Origin of the sequence: Shewanella aquimarina (genome assembly GCF_023349185.1) — a bacterium.
Classification (GTDB): Bacteria; Pseudomonadota; Gammaproteobacteria; order Enterobacterales; family Shewanellaceae; genus Shewanella; species Shewanella aquimarina.
Genome location: NZ_JAKIKY010000010.1, coordinates 1 through 16170 on the forward strand (window position 1 = coordinate 1; position 16170 = coordinate 16170).

General features: G+C 53.1%; 16 protein-coding genes. 9 read left to right on the top strand and 7 right to left on the bottom strand.

Features of this window, described 5'->3' with window-relative positions:
* The first annotated feature begins 625 nt into the window (after window positions 1-625).
* A complete protein-coding gene (locus L2731_RS12965; RefSeq protein ID WP_239853954.1) occupies window positions 626-1084 on the top strand; it encodes an RNA recognition motif domain-containing protein in 459 nt (152 codons plus the stop codon).
* A 49-nt stretch (window positions 1085-1133) separates the two neighbouring features.
* Here the strand turns inward: L2731_RS12965 and murI are convergent, their stop codons facing one another.
* Window positions 1134-1934, bottom strand: a complete 801-nt coding sequence (murI, locus tag L2731_RS12970) for a glutamate racemase (RefSeq protein WP_249253509.1) — start codon at window positions 1932-1934, stop codon at window positions 1134-1136.
* Between the two features lie 207 nt (window positions 1935-2141).
* Between murI and trmA the strand changes: the two genes are divergently transcribed.
* Complete coding sequence (gene trmA, locus L2731_RS12975) at window positions 2142-3239, top strand: tRNA (uridine(54)-C5)-methyltransferase TrmA (RefSeq protein ID WP_249253511.1); 1098 nt, start codon at window positions 2142-2144, stop codon at window positions 3237-3239.
* 56 nt (window positions 3240-3295) lie between these two features.
* Here the strand turns inward: trmA and fabR are convergent, their stop codons facing one another.
* Window positions 3296-3910, bottom strand: coding sequence for an HTH-type transcriptional repressor FabR (gene fabR / locus L2731_RS12980; protein WP_041509741.1), 615 nt, complete (start codon window positions 3908-3910; stop codon window positions 3296-3298).
* A gap of 144 nt (window positions 3911-4054) precedes the next feature.
* Between fabR and L2731_RS12985 the strand changes: the two genes are divergently transcribed.
* From L2731_RS12985 to mnmH, 3 genes are all read left to right on the top strand, one after another.
* Complete coding sequence (locus L2731_RS12985; protein WP_249253513.1) at window positions 4055-5161, top strand: fatty acid desaturase; 1107 nt, start codon at window positions 4055-4057, stop codon at window positions 5159-5161.
* A gap of 332 nt (window positions 5162-5493) precedes the next feature.
* Window positions 5494-6537, top strand: a complete 1044-nt coding sequence (gene selD / locus L2731_RS12990; RefSeq protein ID WP_249253515.1) for a selenide, water dikinase SelD — start codon at window positions 5494-5496, stop codon at window positions 6535-6537.
* Entirely contained in the window at window positions 6537-7652 is a 1116-nt protein-coding gene (mnmH, locus tag L2731_RS12995) for a tRNA 2-selenouridine(34) synthase MnmH (protein WP_160795790.1), read from the top strand. Before selD ends, mnmH begins: the two co-directional genes overlap by 1 nt.
* A gap of 93 nt (window positions 7653-7745) precedes the next feature.
* Here the strand turns inward: mnmH and L2731_RS13000 are convergent, their stop codons facing one another.
* From L2731_RS13000 to nudE, 5 genes are all read right to left on the bottom strand, one after another.
* Window positions 7746-9608, bottom strand: a complete 1863-nt coding sequence (locus L2731_RS13000; protein ID WP_160795788.1) for an MFS transporter — start codon at window positions 9606-9608, stop codon at window positions 7746-7748.
* The gene (locus L2731_RS13005) at window positions 9599-10219 is read right to left on the bottom strand and encodes a TetR/AcrR family transcriptional regulator (RefSeq protein WP_160795786.1); all 621 of its coding nucleotides are present in this window, start codon (window positions 10217-10219) and stop codon (window positions 9599-9601) included. Before L2731_RS13005 ends, L2731_RS13000 begins: the two co-directional genes overlap by 10 nt.
* 107 nt (window positions 10220-10326) lie before the next feature.
* The gene (locus L2731_RS13010; protein WP_160795784.1) at window positions 10327-10782 is read right to left on the bottom strand and encodes a GNAT family N-acetyltransferase; all 456 of its coding nucleotides are present in this window, start codon (window positions 10780-10782) and stop codon (window positions 10327-10329) included.
* Window positions 10775-11587: a 3'(2'),5'-bisphosphate nucleotidase CysQ gene (gene cysQ, locus L2731_RS13015; RefSeq protein WP_041509710.1), complete on the bottom strand. Its 813-nt coding sequence runs from the start codon at window positions 11585-11587 to the stop codon at window positions 10775-10777. The genes L2731_RS13010 and cysQ overlap by 8 nt, the downstream gene beginning before the upstream one ends.
* A 53-nt stretch (window positions 11588-11640) precedes the next feature.
* Window positions 11641-12186 carry an ADP compounds hydrolase NudE gene (gene nudE / locus L2731_RS13020; RefSeq protein WP_239853947.1) on the bottom strand — a complete coding sequence of 182 codons (546 nt, stop codon included), beginning with the start codon at window positions 12184-12186 and terminating at the stop codon, window positions 11641-11643.
* 95 nt (window positions 12187-12281) lie between these two features.
* Here nudE and yrfG point away from each other — a divergent pair, with 95 nt between their 5' ends.
* From yrfG to coxB, 4 genes are all read left to right on the top strand, one after another.
* Window positions 12282-12956 carry a GMP/IMP nucleotidase gene (yrfG, locus tag L2731_RS13025; protein ID WP_239853945.1) on the top strand — a complete coding sequence of 225 codons (675 nt, stop codon included), beginning with the start codon at window positions 12282-12284 and terminating at the stop codon, window positions 12954-12956.
* A 118-nt stretch (window positions 12957-13074) separates the two neighbouring features.
* Entirely contained in the window at window positions 13075-13692 is a 618-nt protein-coding gene (gene lexA, locus L2731_RS13030; RefSeq protein ID WP_041509707.1) for a transcriptional repressor LexA, read from the top strand.
* Window positions 13689-14198 carry a cell division inhibitor SulA gene (locus tag L2731_RS13035; protein ID WP_239853943.1) on the top strand — a complete coding sequence of 170 codons (510 nt, stop codon included), beginning with the start codon at window positions 13689-13691 and terminating at the stop codon, window positions 14196-14198. Before lexA ends, L2731_RS13035 begins: the two co-directional genes overlap by 4 nt.
* Before the next feature lie 398 nt (window positions 14199-14596).
* Window positions 14597-16162, top strand: coding sequence for a cytochrome c oxidase subunit II (coxB, locus tag L2731_RS13040; RefSeq protein WP_249253518.1), 1566 nt, complete (start codon window positions 14597-14599; stop codon window positions 16160-16162).
* Window positions 16163-16170: the final 8 nt, after the last annotated feature.

Here is a 16170-nt window from a genome sequence, read left to right on the forward strand (position 1 = left end):
CTTCAATTAAAAGTTTTTGTGGACCTAAGTCCGACTCAATGAATTCTGATTCATCACTTAGACTCGGAAGAATCTAAGGATGCTTGTACATATTGCTATGGACTCTCATCAATTGCATTGAGATTTAAATCGTTTTCGATTAACTCAATACCTGTGAGTGTCCACACAGATTACTTGATAAATTGTTAAAGAGCATTTGCACATCTCGGTAGTTCCGAGTGGCTAGGGCTGCGTATTCTACGCAATCCCTTGTTCGCGTCAAGCAGTTTTTGCAAACTTTTTGAGGCTTCACTTTTCAGTGACTGACCACCCTATCGCCTTAGCTACCAAGTGTTTCGACGCCGCGTTATCTGCTTTGCCGTGTCAGTGGATGCGCATTATAGGCAGTTCTGACTTGGGCGCAAGGGCTTTTTCAACGATCGGCGATCGCAAGTCGATCTTTTAATCGCTTCGCTGAATTAAGAAACAAAATGAGGGGAAATCACACAGAACCAATCGGGATCATTCAATATCAAAGGCCGCTAAAGTTCGTTTTTTCATCAATATGCTAGTGTAATTGCTAATAATTCATTACCATATACGAGCTGTTAACAGTTAATTATCAATTCCTCAGAGAACCTATTATATGCAAAAGCCATTTCTTATTGTTTTGATTGTCGCCATCCTAGGCGCATTGGCAATATCTCAGTTCACACCAGAGCTTTATTCAGCGATCGCATTTTTTACTGGTGCTATTATTGCGAGTGTTATTTTCACACTTCAGCCATCTGCCGCTAACGCTACCAGTGGTGATACTTACACTGGCCCCACTATGACACTCTATGTAGGCAATCTGCCTTACCGTGTACATGAAGGTGAAGTGAAAGAGCTATTTGGCAAATATGGCCCTGTTAGCTCGGTGAGATTGGTTCGCGATCGCAAGACGGGACGTCGTAAAGGTTTTGGCTTTATTGAGATGTCTGAAGCGGGCGCTAAGAAGGCGATGGCCAAGCTGAACGAATTCGAATTCCAGGAGCGTACGCTCAAGGTTCGTGAAGCCAAGTCTCAAGACACAGATAAAAACGAAGCAGCACAGGCCAGCTAATTTAATCCAGCTTATCTGACATTAGCTTTATCTTTAGCGGCACCAGAGCTTAGCTGCCGGTTTTCATCAGGCTATCGTTAAAGGCGGTAGCCGAACTGAATCCCCAGGCAGCTAAGGTCTTACTTAACCCCTCGGAAATCGTGTTCGTCGTGAACAGCGCCCGGCTCTTACCTCTCTCTCCGCTATTATCAGCATCGAGCAAACTCACCACCCTAGCCGCGATGGCATTGGATGAATCTAATAGATGCACAGACTCTCCCAACTCACGCTGCAGCTCTTCTCTCAAAATCGGAAAGTGAGTACATCCCAAGACTAAGGTATCCAGTCCAGACGCCTTTATCGGCTCCAGGATACGATGCAGCGCCTCGCGATCGACCGGCTTCTGAGCCATCTTATCCTCTGCCAGATAGACCAACTCAGAGGAGCCAAATCTGTCTACACGACAATTACTGGCAAACTGATCGATCAGATCTTGGGTATATTGGCGATTGACTGTCCCTGGAGTCGCCAGCAAACCCAGATGTTTCTTGTGCGATAGGGCCGCCGCGGGTTTGATGGCCGGCACCACCCCTACCACGGGAATGGTCAGGCAGCTTCTTAGTGCAGGCAGGATAAGCGTACTGGCGCTATTACAGGCCACCACCACGATATCGGCCTGGCATTGGGCAACCGCTTGACTAATTAAGGTGACACAACCCTGTACCAGTTCCTGTTCATCGAGTTCGCCATAGGGCAGCCTGGCATTGTCAAACAGATAACAGTAATTCGCACTGGGAAGCTGTTCTCGCACTGCCGCCAATATCGACAGACCTCCTACCCCAGAATCGAACACGAGTATATTTGCTGACAAATTGGCTCTCCTATCACTAAAAGGCTGGTACATAGAAGCAGGGATTTTTTCACATTCCCGATTAAAGCTAAAGCCATTGGGCTCACAATTGGCTTTTCAGGCGGGTTAATCGCCCGGGAAAGTCCGCTACAATGTTAGCCAACCCCTAGACATCAACGACAAGTAGTATACTATTTGCGCCCCCATAGACAGCAACGGTGTTAAGAAATGAATCTAGAAGCAATGGATCCTCAGCAATACGACGCGCAGCTCGATGTGAAACGTCAGAAACTAGCGCAGCTATTTGCCGACTTCGAGACACCCAAGCTGGAAGTGTTTGCCTCACAGAAGGCCCATTACCGCATGCGCGCCGAGTTCCGTGTCTGGCATGAGGGTGAAGATCTCTACTATTACATGTTTGATAAGGCGCTGAACCAGAAGGTTCGTTGCGACCAATTCTTACCGGCGAGCCAACTGATCAACGACATGATGCCCGAGCTGATGGCGGCCTTGCGCCCCAATCAGGTCCTGCGTCACAAGCTGTTCCAGGTGGACTTTCTCTCAACCCTCAGCGGTGAGATCTTAGTGTCACTGCTTTACCACAAGCAGCTCGATGCCCAATGGCAGCAGGAAGCCGAGGCGCTTAAGCAAGCATTATCGGCTAAGTTCAAGGTGAACATCATAGGCCGCGCCCGTAAGCAGAAGCTGGTGATGGATCGCGACTTCGTCATCGAATCCCTGCCGGTCAATGGCAAGGAGCTTATCTATAAGCAAGTTGAGAACAGCTTTACCCAGCCCAATGGTGAGGTAGCGATCAAGATGTTGGAGTGGGCCATAGATATCACACGTAATAGCAGTGGTGACCTATTGGAGCTCTACTGCGGCAACGGTAACTTCTCTATTGCCCTGGCGCAGAACTTCAACCGGGTATTGGCTACCGAGCTGGCCAAGCCATCAGTCGACTCGGCTCAGTACAATATCGAGGCGAACCAGATTGACAACCTACAGATCATCCGCATGTCGGCGGAAGACTTTACCGATGCGCTGGCCAAGAAGCGCAGCTTCAGACGTTTAGAGGGCGTGGATCTGGACAGCTATGATTGCAACACCATATTTGTCGACCCGCCGCGAGCCGGCCTAGATGACAATACCCTGTCTATGGTGCAGGGCTATGAGCGGATCCTCTATATCTCTTGTAACCCCAACACCCTGCTGGACAACCTCAAGGTGCTGGACAAGACCCACAAGATCACCCGCTTCGCGCTATTCGATCAGTTCCCCTACACAGATCATATGGAATCAGGCGTGTTGCTAGAACGACGCTGATATAAAACAAGCATCAAAAAAGGGGCCAACAGGCCCCTTTTTTCATACAGATAACTCTAGCGATGTTCCATCTTCTGCTGCAGGCATTCGGCGCCTTTAGCCACCATGCGCAGCTGAATCACCAGGCGATCGGCCAAGATCTTACGATCGACCCGCTTCATGTCCAGCGCTGCCGCCCCGGCGTTAAACACTAAGGTCACTAAGGCCTCCGCCTGAGCCCTGGCCAACTCGGGGGTTCGCTTAGTAGTCGCCTCTGTGTAGTGAGCTAACTCTGAGATGAAATGTTCTATCTCTCTGGCCACCGCCGCACGAAACGGTGCCGAGGTGCCCGAGCGTTCATGCAGCAGGATACGAAAAACGTTGGGATTAGACTCCAGTACCTCCATAAAGGTATCGACTGAGATGCGAATCACGCTACCACCGGCCTCGGCACGCTGGCGCCCCTTGCGCATCATCTGTCTCAGGGTCAGCCCCCCCTCATCCACCATGGTGAGCCCCAGCTCATTCATATCTTTAAAATGACGATAGAAGGAGGTTGGCGCTATGTTGGCCTCGCGTGCCACTTCCCGCAGACTCAGGCTAGAAAAGCTGCGTTCGGCACTTAATTGATTAAATGCCGCATCGACCAAGGCGCGACGCGTTTTTTCTTTCTGCTGTGCTCTGATACCCATCATGATGAATCCACTAGATAAAACTCAATCTGGCAATCATACCTTCTTTAAGGCAAAAACGCAGCCCGCCTTGACCTGCCCTATTAAGTCGGTAGAATTGGCGTACAGCTGTACGCTCAAGTAAAAAAGAATCTGGACACTATAATGAAAAAACCTCCCCTCATCTGGACCAATATTCTCCTATTTGCCATCACCTTCTTAGGTGCTGTCATTCTCGTACCTTGGTACGGCATCACCTATGGCTATGGCATGGCAGAATGGGTTGCCTTTGTCGGGCTCGCCTTCGCCAGCGGTTTGTCGATAACCGCGGGATACCACAGGCTCTGGTCCCATCGCACCTATAAGGCGCACTGGTCGGTACGTTTTCTTTTTGCCTTGGGCGGTGCCTTAGCACTGCAAAATAGCGCCCTGCATTGGTCGTCGGATCACCGTATCCACCACAAGCATGTGGATGACAACGACAAGGACCCCTATTCGGCTAACATGGGTTTCTGGTACAGCCATATCGGCTGGATGCTTAGAGAGTATCAGGCGCAGCGTTATCACGATTATAAGAACGTCCGTGATCTGCAAAATGAGAAAATTGTGATGTGGCAGCACAAATATTACCTGCCGCTACTCCTCATCATGAATATTGGCCTGCCGGCACTATTGGGCTGGCTCAACGGCGATGTGTGGGCCATGTTGCTCATGGCGGGTCTGCTACGCCTGGTCGTCGTGCATCACTGCACCTTCTTCATCAACTCTCTCGCGCATATCTGGGGCAGCCAGCCCTACACAGATAAGAACACGGCGCGTGATAACGGGGTGCTGGCGCTGTTCACCTATGGCGAGGGCTATCACAACTTCCACCATATCTTCGAAAACGATTATCGCAACGGCATCCAATGGTGGCATTACGATCCTACCAAATGGTTGATCAACACCATGGCCTGGACCGGACTGGCCAACAACCTCAGGGTCACGCCACAGGAGCGGATCGAGAGTGCCAAGTTGCAGATGCAACTGAAGAAGGCGCAGCATAAGGTCACACAGCTGGCCAACCACGAAGAGATCCTCGAGAAGATCCATGCGGAATATGAGCTGCTCAAGACCCATATTGCCGATTACTATCAGGCCCATAAGGAGCTGCTTGAAGCCAAGCGCAAACAGCTGACCACACATCAGCTGATGCAGCAGGTAGAGCACCTGAAGCAGGAATTGCTGGCACGCCAGAAGCAGTGGAAGTCCCTCACCACCGGCTTTGCCTAATCCGATCTCGAAAAAGCCATCCCCCGGGGTGGCTTTTTTACACCCTGAAATAAACAGGAATGATAACGGCCTCCCGCCCTTCATATCTAATACCAATCACAGTAAGTAAGTGAGCAGAGATAGCGCAGGAAAAACGCTTGAGAACAAAGCAGGATTTTTAGATAAGTAGTTATTCTACAATTAAAAATACTAATGCCGTTATCGAGCGTTTTAACAAGCTAGCATGATCAGTTATTTATTACGATTGGTATAACACGTCAGGCGATTGAAGTGCCGCACCTATGGGTCTATCATGAGCGGCTCTCCATTTTATCCAGAGATAGTTTGAGGTTATGTCAGTAGAAAAGATTAAACTCACCGAATACAGCCACGGTGCTGGCTGTGGTTGCAAGATTTCACCTAAGGTACTAGGCACCATACTGGCCTCTCAGCTACCCAGCTTTGACGATCCAAACATTCTGGTAGGCAATCAGACTCGTGACGACGCCGCCGTTTATCGCCTAAACGACGAGACTGGCATCATCAGCACCACAGACTTCTTCATGCCGATAGTGGATGATCCCTTTACCTTCGGCCGCATCGCGGCGACTAATGCCATCAGCGATATCTACGCCATGGGTGGCACGCCCATGATGGCCATCGCCATTCTGGGCTGGCCGGTCAATGTCTTGCCAGCGGAAATTGCCCAGCAGGTGGTCGATGGCGGACGCCAGGCCTGTAAAGATGCCGGGATCATGTTGGCTGGCGGCCACAGTATCGATGCGCCAGAGCCTATCTTCGGCCTCGCGGTAACAGGCCAGATCCCCTTAAACGAACTCAAACAGAACGACACGGCCAAGGCAGGTGACAGACTCTATCTGACCAAGCCGCTAGGTATCGGCATACTCACAACGGCGCAGAAGCAGAAGAAGCTTGCCGAGCAAGATATCAATATTGCCCCTGACGCCATGTGTCAGCTGAACAAGATAGGCGCCACCATCGCCAAGATCCCAGGCGTTAATGCCATGACAGATGTGACAGGCTTTGGCTTGGCAGGCCACCTCATCGAGATGTGCCAAGGCGCAACGCTGGCGGCCAGGGTCGATCTAAGCGCCCTACCCATGCTGCCTAAGGCAATGGACTACCTCAAGCTTGGCTGCATTCCAGGTGGCACCCATCGCAACTACGACAGCTACGGCGAGCATCTTCCCCAGGTAAACGACGAGCAGAAAGCCCTATTGTGCGACCCGCAAACCAGTGGCGGCTTGCTGATTGCCGTATCAAACAGCCATGAGGCCGAGCTGCTTACTCTGCTAGAAAAAGAGGGGCTGCCCACACAATGTATTGGTGAGCTAGTGCCTCAATCCGAGTCGCAGCCACTGGTGGAACTGATCTAATGGGCCATCTAAACGACAAGATTATCCCCGCGAGTGAATATGCTCGAATCCTGGCATCTGACCATCCCATCATGGATGTTCGCGCCCCCATAGAATTTACCAAGGGCGCCTTTCCCGCCAGTAGCAACTGTCCCCTGATGCGTGACGATGAGCGACAACAAGTGGGGACCTGTTATAAGGAGCGAGGCCAGGACGCCGCCATCGCCCTCGGTCATTCCCTGGTATGCGGCGAGGTCAAACAGCAGCGGGTCAATGCCTGGCTCGCCTATCTCGACGCCCATCCCGAAGCCTATCTCTATTGCTTTCGTGGCGGACTGCGCTCTCAGCTGACTCAGCAATGGCTAGCCGAGGCCGGTAGAGCCGTGCCCTACATTCAAGGCGGCTATAAGGCGATGCGTCAGTTCCTTATCGACACCATAGACAGGGCGCCGGAGGTGAAACCTATGTTGATCCTCAGCGGCATAACCGGCAGCGGTAAGACAGACTTTCTGTTGCAGCGGCAAGAGGCAGTCGATCTCGAAGGGCTCGCCCATCATAGGGGCTCGAGTTTCGGTCGCTACCATGAGGCGCAGCCGACGCAGATCAACTTCGAAAATGGCTTAGGGGTCGCCCTGTTGAAACACCAACAGAGCGCCGCGCGGGATCTGCTGCTAGAAGATGAGAGCTATCTCATCGGACGCTCTGCGCTACCCAAGGCTTTCTACATGGGGATGCAGACCGCCAGCGTCGTCATCCTTGAGGAACCGCTGGAGGCCAGGCTGACACGTCTGCTGGACGAATATGTCCATAAGATGCATCAAGGCTATGTAGAGCGTCTGGGCGAAGAGGCCGGATTCGACGCATTTAGTGAGTATCTGGCAAACAGCATCTCAGGCATCAAGAAACGCCTCGGCGGTAAGCAACACGACGAGCTGCAACAGCTGATAAGAGACGCATTAGCGGTGCAGCTGCAGAGTGGCAATACCCAGGCGCACCTTGAGTGGATCGAATTGCTACTGAGCAAATATTACGATCCCATGTATCAGTATCAGATAGCCAAGAAAGCCGAGCGGGTGATCTTCCAGGGCGACCATAAGGCTATGCATCAATGGTTGGATGAATACGCCGTTCGCTAGCACACTAAAACCTTATAAAGTGAAACCACCGAAAACATAAAGCCAGGCATGATGCCTGGCTTTATGTTTAACCCTTGCAAAAACGGTAAGCCGCTAGGATGCGGGTAACATGGCCTCGACCCGCTCGCGCAGCAGATGGCGGTTAGCCTCGGTACCCGACACCACATCATCGAGATCAACCGATATCTTAGACCAGAAGCGTTTGGGTCTGGTGCTCAAGGCATGACCATCCTTATGACTGAAGTAGGAGCCCCAGAGGCCACTGAGCGCCATGGGGATCACTGGGACAGGATCGCGGGCGAGGATCTTGTCGATGCCGGGGCGGAATTCGCCCAGCTCACCGTTAGGGGTAAGGCGTCCCTCGGGAAAGATACACACCAAGTCTCCATTGGCCAGCGCCTGATGAATAGCCTCGAACGCCTGATTATAGGTTGCCTCACACTGGCGCGGGGAACAGATGGGGATCACTCCCGCGTGGCGAAACAGATACTTGAGCAGCGGCATCTCGCTGATAGACTTATCCATCACGAAACGGATCGGACGGGTCGAGGCGCCCATGATGATCAGCGCGTCCACATAGCTGACGTGATTGCACACTATGATGCCGGCGCCCTCGCAGGGGAGTTTGTCGCGGCCTGTCACGGTGACGCGATACAAAATATGGCTCAGCAGATAGCTGACAAATCTCTGGGTAAACTCAGGCACCTGACTATAGACATACAGGGCAACCACGGCATTGAGCAGCGCCAACAATAAGAAGAGATCTGTAATGCTCCAACCTAGGCCCTCCAACAGCAGAATAGACAGCGCAGCCGAGACCACCATGAACAGGGCATTCATTATGTTGTTTGCGGCGATTGCCTGAGCACACTCACCCCTATCGGCGCGCGACTGAATGAAGGCATACAGAGGCACGATAAACAGACCACCGCTCACCCCCACCATAAACAGGGCAAACATCACCCGGTAATGCTGCGACTCGGCGATGAAGCTACTAAAGCTATAGACGGTCTCGGCCTGGGCCGGCAACTCGGGGAGTGACCACAGCAGATCCACGCCAAACAGGGTCAGCCCGGCCACACCGAAGGGCAAGAGACCCAATTCCACGTGTCCAAAAGAGAAACGCTCACACAGGAAGGAGCCCACCGCGATACCGATAGAGAATAGGGCCAACAAGAGCGACACCACTGTCGCATCCGCATGCAGGTGCAGCTTGGCAAAGTTGGGGAACTGAGTCAGATAGGTCGCCCCGAGAAACCAGAACCAGCTGATCGCCAGGATCGCCATCCAGATACTCGGGGTCTTTCTGACTTTAGCTATGCCGCGCCAGGTGCCCGACAAGGGCGCGAAACGAATCTTAGTGATCGCTCCTTGAGGCGGCATGGCTGGAATCGCCCGGCTGGCCAGGTAACCGGCAACGGCCAGCACAAACACGGTCGCCGCGGTAGCGATAATGCCCTTGTCGCTGGCCACCAGAAGCCCGGCGCTGAGTGTGCCTATCAGGATCGACAAGAAGGTGCCCATCTCTACCCAGGCATTACCCGTCACCAGCTCATCTTCCGCTAAGGCCTGAGGCAGGAGCGAATATTTTACCGGCCCGAAATAGGCCGACTGGCTGCCGGTTAAGAAGAGCAACACTAACATCACCATATAACTCTGGCTCAGAATCGCCATGGCCGCGCAGGACATGATCACCAGCTCCAGCTGCTTTAAGCGTCTGATCAATTTGGCCTTATCCATGTTGTCGGCCACCACTCCCGCGTGGGCGGAAAACAAGAAGAAAGGCAGGATAAACACGCCGGCGGCGAGGTTAACGAACAGGTTTACGCTGATGGGCAGTTCCTCTATCTGGCTATAGGTCACCATCAGAAGCAGCACATTCTTGTAGATATTGTCGTTGAGTGCCCCCAGGCACTGAGTGGCAAAATAGGGAAAAAACCGCTTGGTTAACAGCATAACGCCTCCTTGTGATAACCCAATCCTTTAAGTTGAACCGCGATATGGTGGCGAATGGCCTCCTCGATACTTATCCCGGGAGCAAAGAGCTTATCGTCCAGCGCCAGACACACCAAGCCATGCACGCCCCCCCACAGGGCTCGGCTCGCCAGTAATCGTTGCTCACCGGATAGCTCGGGCAACAGCTCGCCCAGGCAAGACTCTATCAAGGCAAACAGCTGCGCAATAAGCCGGGCATGATGCTCGCTCAGCCCCTGCTCATCGGTTGCCTTAAGCTCGAAGATCAGCTGAAAGGCTCTAGGCTGCTCGAAGGCAAATTGCTGGTAGGCGTTGGCCATCGCCTCGAGTGGATTCGAGTCATAGGCTTGAGAGACTTGTGCATTAGAAACCAGGCACTGGTAAAGCTGATCCAGCGTCAACTCGGCGACGGCTAGTAGCAGACCCTGATAGCTCCCGAAGAGATTCACCAGGGTGCTGGGCACATAGCCGACAACTTGAGCCACCTTGCGCAGGCTCAGGCTATCGAGTGACTCGACCGCCAAATGCTGCAGCACGGCGGCGGTTGCCATCGCCCGAATCTCATCATGAGTATGTTCCTTACGTCTTGCCATCTCGGCTCCATCCCTCTGTCAATTTGCGTTCAAGTTACCAGCAAGCAAAATAAAAAACAATGTTCATAATAAGATTATTTTTCGGCGACCAGAATAAAGAGGGAAATTTATCGGCTGAGTGTCATGAGAACTCTGTCTTCGTCTGGACCGAAGTAGTCGGCCTCCAGCCCTTGCTCGACAAAGCCTAACCTGGCATAGAGGTGCCTGGCAGGATTATCCGGCGCCACGGTGAGCTTCACCTGTGTCACGCTAGCGGGTAGCGCGCTCAAGGACTCTACAATCAAACGCCTGCCTATGCCTCGCCCCTGAGCGGCACTATCGACTGCGACCGAGAGGATCCAGGCACTATCTACCCGTTCGCTCCTGGCCAGCAGTATGTAGCCCAGTAGACATTCGTTTTCGTCACAAGCGACTCGCAGTCCGCTTGGCCAGCAGTCGAAACTCTGGCGAAAGAAGAAGTCTGGATAGGCATGAGCACCAAATAGTCCCTGCTCCAGACGATAGAGCGCCTGCAGCTGGTGCTTACCAGCCGCCTTGATAGAAATATGAGGGAGATTATTCACGGGTTAACAGCTCGTCCCATGGCAGGTGGGTCGATCCCACGACGATAAAGTTGGGATTCTCTAGTGATTCACGCTCGTTATAACTCAGTGGCTGTAGCTCGAGATCCATCACCTGGCCGCCCGCCTCTTCGATGATGATCTGCGCCGCGCCCGTGTCCCACTCACCCGTAGGACCGATACGCACATAACAGTCGGCTCGGCCTTCTGCCACCAGACAGCTCTTAAGCGCCGCACCGCCCAGCACCACTAGCTCGCAGTGTTTGGGATGATTGAAAAGCTTCAATACAGACTGCGGATCCTGACGACGACTCACCGCCAGGCGCAAACAAGGCTCATCGTCTGTGGTGAGCTGTTTGCTGGCGATACGCACCTCCCCCTTGCTGCTGCGCTTATAGGCGCCCAGTCCCGCAATGGCGTAATAGACCACGCCAGTCATAGGCACATAAACCACGCCCATGATAGGGCGGTTGTGCTCGACCAGGGCGATGATCACCGAGAAGTCACCGCTACCGGCAATAAACTCGCCCGTGCCATCTAGGGGATCGACTAACCAGTAGCGCTGCCAGTCGGCGCGCTCGACGTAGGGGATATCGGCATCTTCTTCGGATAAAACCGGGATCTCAGGGGTGAGACTGTTAAGCTGGGAAGCGATGATCTTATGGGCCGCGATATCGGCAGAGGTCACCGGGGTATTGTCGGATTTCACCTCTTTGTCAAAACTGCCCTCGAGGTAGATCCCTTTAATGGCTTCTCCCGCCTCGATGGCAATCGAAATCGCCTGCTCAACATACTCTTCTGGCTTCATCACAACTCCAACAGCCTACATCTGGCAATGCCTAATATGATAATTCGGATTAACTACTTTAGTTTTAGATGTTTCTGTGCCAAAAACAAGGCGCTAACGCTTCGAGATTCGGAAAAGTCATCTTCTAATAACAACTCAGACCACTGGCTCAATGGCCAGCGTACCACCTCTATGGGTTCGGGCTCGTCACCCTGCAATCGACTCTCATACAGATCTTCGGCGACGAAGATCTGCATCTTGCTGGCAAAGTAGCCAGGCGCCAGGCTTAACTCCATCAGATGGGTCAACTTACGGGCACCAAAGCCGATCTCCTCCTGCAGCTCACGGTTGGCCGCCTGGGCATGGGTCTCGCCGGGATCCACCAGGCCTTTGGGGAAGCCCAGCTCGTAACTATGGGTGCCTGCCGCATATTCGCGTCCCAGCAGGAGTTCCTCGCCATGCACAGGCACCACCATCACGGCGCCGCGGGTATTACCCTTCATGCGCTCATATTGGCGCTCAACCTGATTCGAAAATTTTAAATGCACCTGCTCTATCTGGAACAGACGGCTCTGGGCAACAACTTCGGCATGTAGGATCTGCGGCTTTTTGTCCGACATTGAACTTCCTGAAAAATGGCGTTTGCTTAACCACTCAATCTTACTATGATGGGCCTAATCCACAACTCAAACCAAGGAATTTTTTTACTACCTTTATGTTTCCCTGGAATAAGATAGATACCGTATTGTTAGACATGGACGGTACCCTGCTGGATCTGCATTTCGACAACCACTTCTGGCTCAGCCTGGTGCCTCAGGCCTTGTGTCAGCAGCGGCAGATCCCACCGGCCGAGGCCCAGCAACTGGTAGAGAGTGCCTATGCCAAGGTCTTCGGCACCCTGGAGTGGTATTGCCTCGAATATTGGCAACAGGAGTTGGGTCTGGACATTCTGGCGCTGCATCACACCCTGGTCGACAGGATCCAGCTGCGTCAAGACAGCATGCCCTTTCTCGGCACGCTCGCCAAATACGGCAAGCGGCGCATCTTAGTCACCAACGCCCATCCCCACAGTCTGGCGTTGAAGCTCAAACATACCGAACTGGCTAGCGGGTTAGACGAGATGCTCTCCAGCCACACGACAGGCTATCCCAAGGAGCATCCCAAGTTCTGGCGTCACCTGTTTAATGAGTTTTCCCTGGATCCCAGCCGCTGCCTGTTTATCGACGACAGTGAGCCCATTCTACTGGCGGCCCAAAAAGCCGGCGTAGGCTATCAGCTAGGGATCAAGAATCCCGACAGCCAAAAGCCGCACAAGCAGTTTGCCGACTTCCCTGCCATCGACGATTACCATCATCTACTCGTCTCCCTAGAACAGGCTCAACGAGACTAGCCGCCTGCGCTTTACGCGCTAATCGCTTGATGTGACTGACAGAAAATCTGGTTAATACTTGCACTGCATAAAATACTGTATATACTGACAGGTACTGTATGGAAAGACAGGATTAATCATGAGACCCTTAACCCCGAGACAAGCCGAGATTTTAGATCTGATTAAACGCAATATTGCCGACACTGGCATGCCGCCTACCCGTGCGGAAATTGCGCGTCGCTTAGGCTTTAAGAGTGCCAATGCTGCCGAGGAACACCTCAAGGCGCTGGCCAAGAAAGGTTGCATCGAAATCATGCCCGGCACCTCACGCGGCATTAAGCTGACCCAAGAGGAAGAGCCTGAAGATCTCGGTCTGCCTCTAATCGGCCAGGTTGCCGCCGGTGAGCCCATTCTGGCCCAGGAGCATGTGGAGCAGCACTATCAGGTTGATCCAAGCATGTTCCGCCCCAGCGCAGACTTCCTGCTGAGGGTCAAGGGTGACAGTATGAAAGATATCGGCATTCTCGAAGGCGATCTGCTGGCAGTACATAAGGTCGAACAGGCCAGAAACGGTCAGATCATCGTTGCCCGCGTGGAAGACGATGTCACGGTTAAACGCTTCGAGAAGCGCGGCAGCACCGTGTTCCTTCATGCAGAAAACGAAGAATATTCCCCTATCGTCGTCGATCTCACCACTCAGAGCCTGAGTATCGAAGGCCTGGCCGTTGGCGTGATTCGAAATGGAGACTGGCAATGAACAACCTAATGGGCATGGCGCCACGTCATCCAGGACTGTGGGTCGATCTCGACAGCTCGCTTAAGCGCGGCGATGGCAACACTATCTCTACCACGGCAAGTTCGACTCAGGGCAAGCAGGAGCTCCAGGCCCTCACCCCTGAGCTAGCCAGACTCAGTCAGCAGGGGCAATGGGTGGTGCTGATCAGCCCGCCAAACATAGGCTACAAACAGATGCTGGCCGACGGCGGTGTTCGCATGGACCGTATATTACTTGTGCACACCAAGGATGAGGTCGAAACCCTGTGGGCGATGGAAAAAGCCCTCACAAGTGGTACATCCAGTGCGGTGATCTGCTGGGCACAAACCCTGGATGCCCGTGACAGTCGTCGCCTACAGATAGTCGCCAAGAATACCCGCGCATTAGGGGTAGTGATCGAAGATGCGAACGGTCACTTACCTGCCAGCCCGTTTTCCCAAGAGGATCTCAGCGGTCAGCCCTCGAATCTGTTTAGCTCGCTACACTAATCATCCTCGCACTACCTTTCCATACAGACGCCCCGCAAGGGGCATTTTTGTGTCTGTTTTGTTTAGCAAAATAAAATAAAAGTGATCTTGATCAATATTTAAACAGCCATTAAGTTAGTAATAGATATCAACGATTATTTGTTATATCGCACAATTTGGTTGTCGGCTTGAGCGGCGAAAATAATCTTGTAACACCTCGCCCACGGAAGCTGAAATTGGTCTGATATATTCAGCCGTAAGTGCAAGCGTGGTCACCACCAACAGAACAAGAGTTTCACCACCGACGCACTTTGAAGTCATCGTTGCTTTTTTGGGAACTGAAGAGTTTGCATAGAGCCGAGACATACTGTGTGGCTCTTCTTTGTAGTTGCCTTCGCAATTGACAGAGGAGAAGTCTAGTGAAGCAAGTGTTGTGTTGTTTGCTGGCGTTGCTATTTACGCCCACCATACTCGCAGCAGATATGCCCCTGAATATGACATCAGGGGTCACAGAGATCAGCAATAAGGTGTTTAGCCTTCATATGACGATTCTCTATATCTGCTGTGCCATAGGCCTAGTCGTCTTTGGGGTGATGATCTACGCCATCATCAACCATAGGCGCTCCAAGGGTGCCGTCGCGGCAAACTTTCATGAGAGCACTAAGGTAGAGATTGCTTGGACGCTCGTTCCTTTTGTCATCTTGATCCTCATGGCCATCCCGGCCACCAAGACCCTCATCGCCATGGAAGATCCCAGCAATGCCGATCTCACCATCAAGATCACAGGTTCCCAATGGAAATGGCACTACAGCTATTTTGACCAAGACATCAGCTACTACAGCCTACTGGCGACCCCCAGAGAACAGATAGAAGGTAAGGAGACCAAAGGCGAACACTATCTGCTGGAGGTCGACAAGCCACTGGTGCTGCCGGTCAATCGTAAGATCCGCTTCCTGATGACCTCGGAGGATGTGATCCACTCCTGGTGGGTACCGGCCTTCGCGGTGAAGAAAGACGCTAACCCAGGCTTCATCAACGAGGCCTGGACCCGCATCGACAAGCCAGGCATCTACCGTGGCCAGTGCGCCGAACTTTGCGGCAAGGATCACGGCTTCATGCCAATCGTGGTACAAGTACTTTCCGAAGCCGATTTCGACAACTGGATTGTCGAGCAGGAGGCACAGGCCAGCGCGGCCGCCGCCGAGGCGCAGGCAGCCTTGTCGAAAACCCTGTCGAAAGAAGAGCTGATGACTCAGGGCGAACAGGTCTATATGGCGCGCTGCGCCGCCTGCCACCAGCCAAATGGTGCCGGCTTACCTGGCGTCTTCCCGTCACTCATAGGCAGCCCAATCATCAAGGGCCCTGTCGCCGATCACCTAGATGTGGTGCTACATGGCCGCTCCGGCACAGCGATGCAGGCCTTCGCCCAGCAGCTCACCGCTACAGAGATTGCCGCCGTGGTCACCTTCGAGCGTAATGCCTGGGGTAACGACACCGGCGATACGGTGCAGGCAGCCGATGTCAATCAGGCAAACTCAGGCACATCGAGCGAGGCTGATACAGGAGCAGATGCAGCTGCCGAAGCGGTTCAATCTATGCCTACCCCGACGGCCGAATCCAGTGCGGCAGCAAACTCCGTCGCCGAGGAATCTCAAGCACCTGTGTTAGACGATCTGACCATGGATGAGCTGATGGCCAAGGGAGAGCAGGTTTATCTCGGCCACTGCGCCGCCTGTCATCAGGCCACAGGCATGGGATTACCCGGCGCCTTCCCGGCACTCAAAGGCAGCGCCATCGCCACAGGGCCAGTTGAGAATCACCTAGACATAGTGCTTCACGGTAAGCCTGGCACCGCCATGCAGGCCTTCTCCAGTCAGTTAACGCCACAGGAGCTCGCCTCGGTGATCACCTATGAGCGCAACGCCTGGGGTAACAACACTGGCGACATGGTTCAGGCAACAGACGTCAATCAACAGGGTCAATAGGGAGGCAT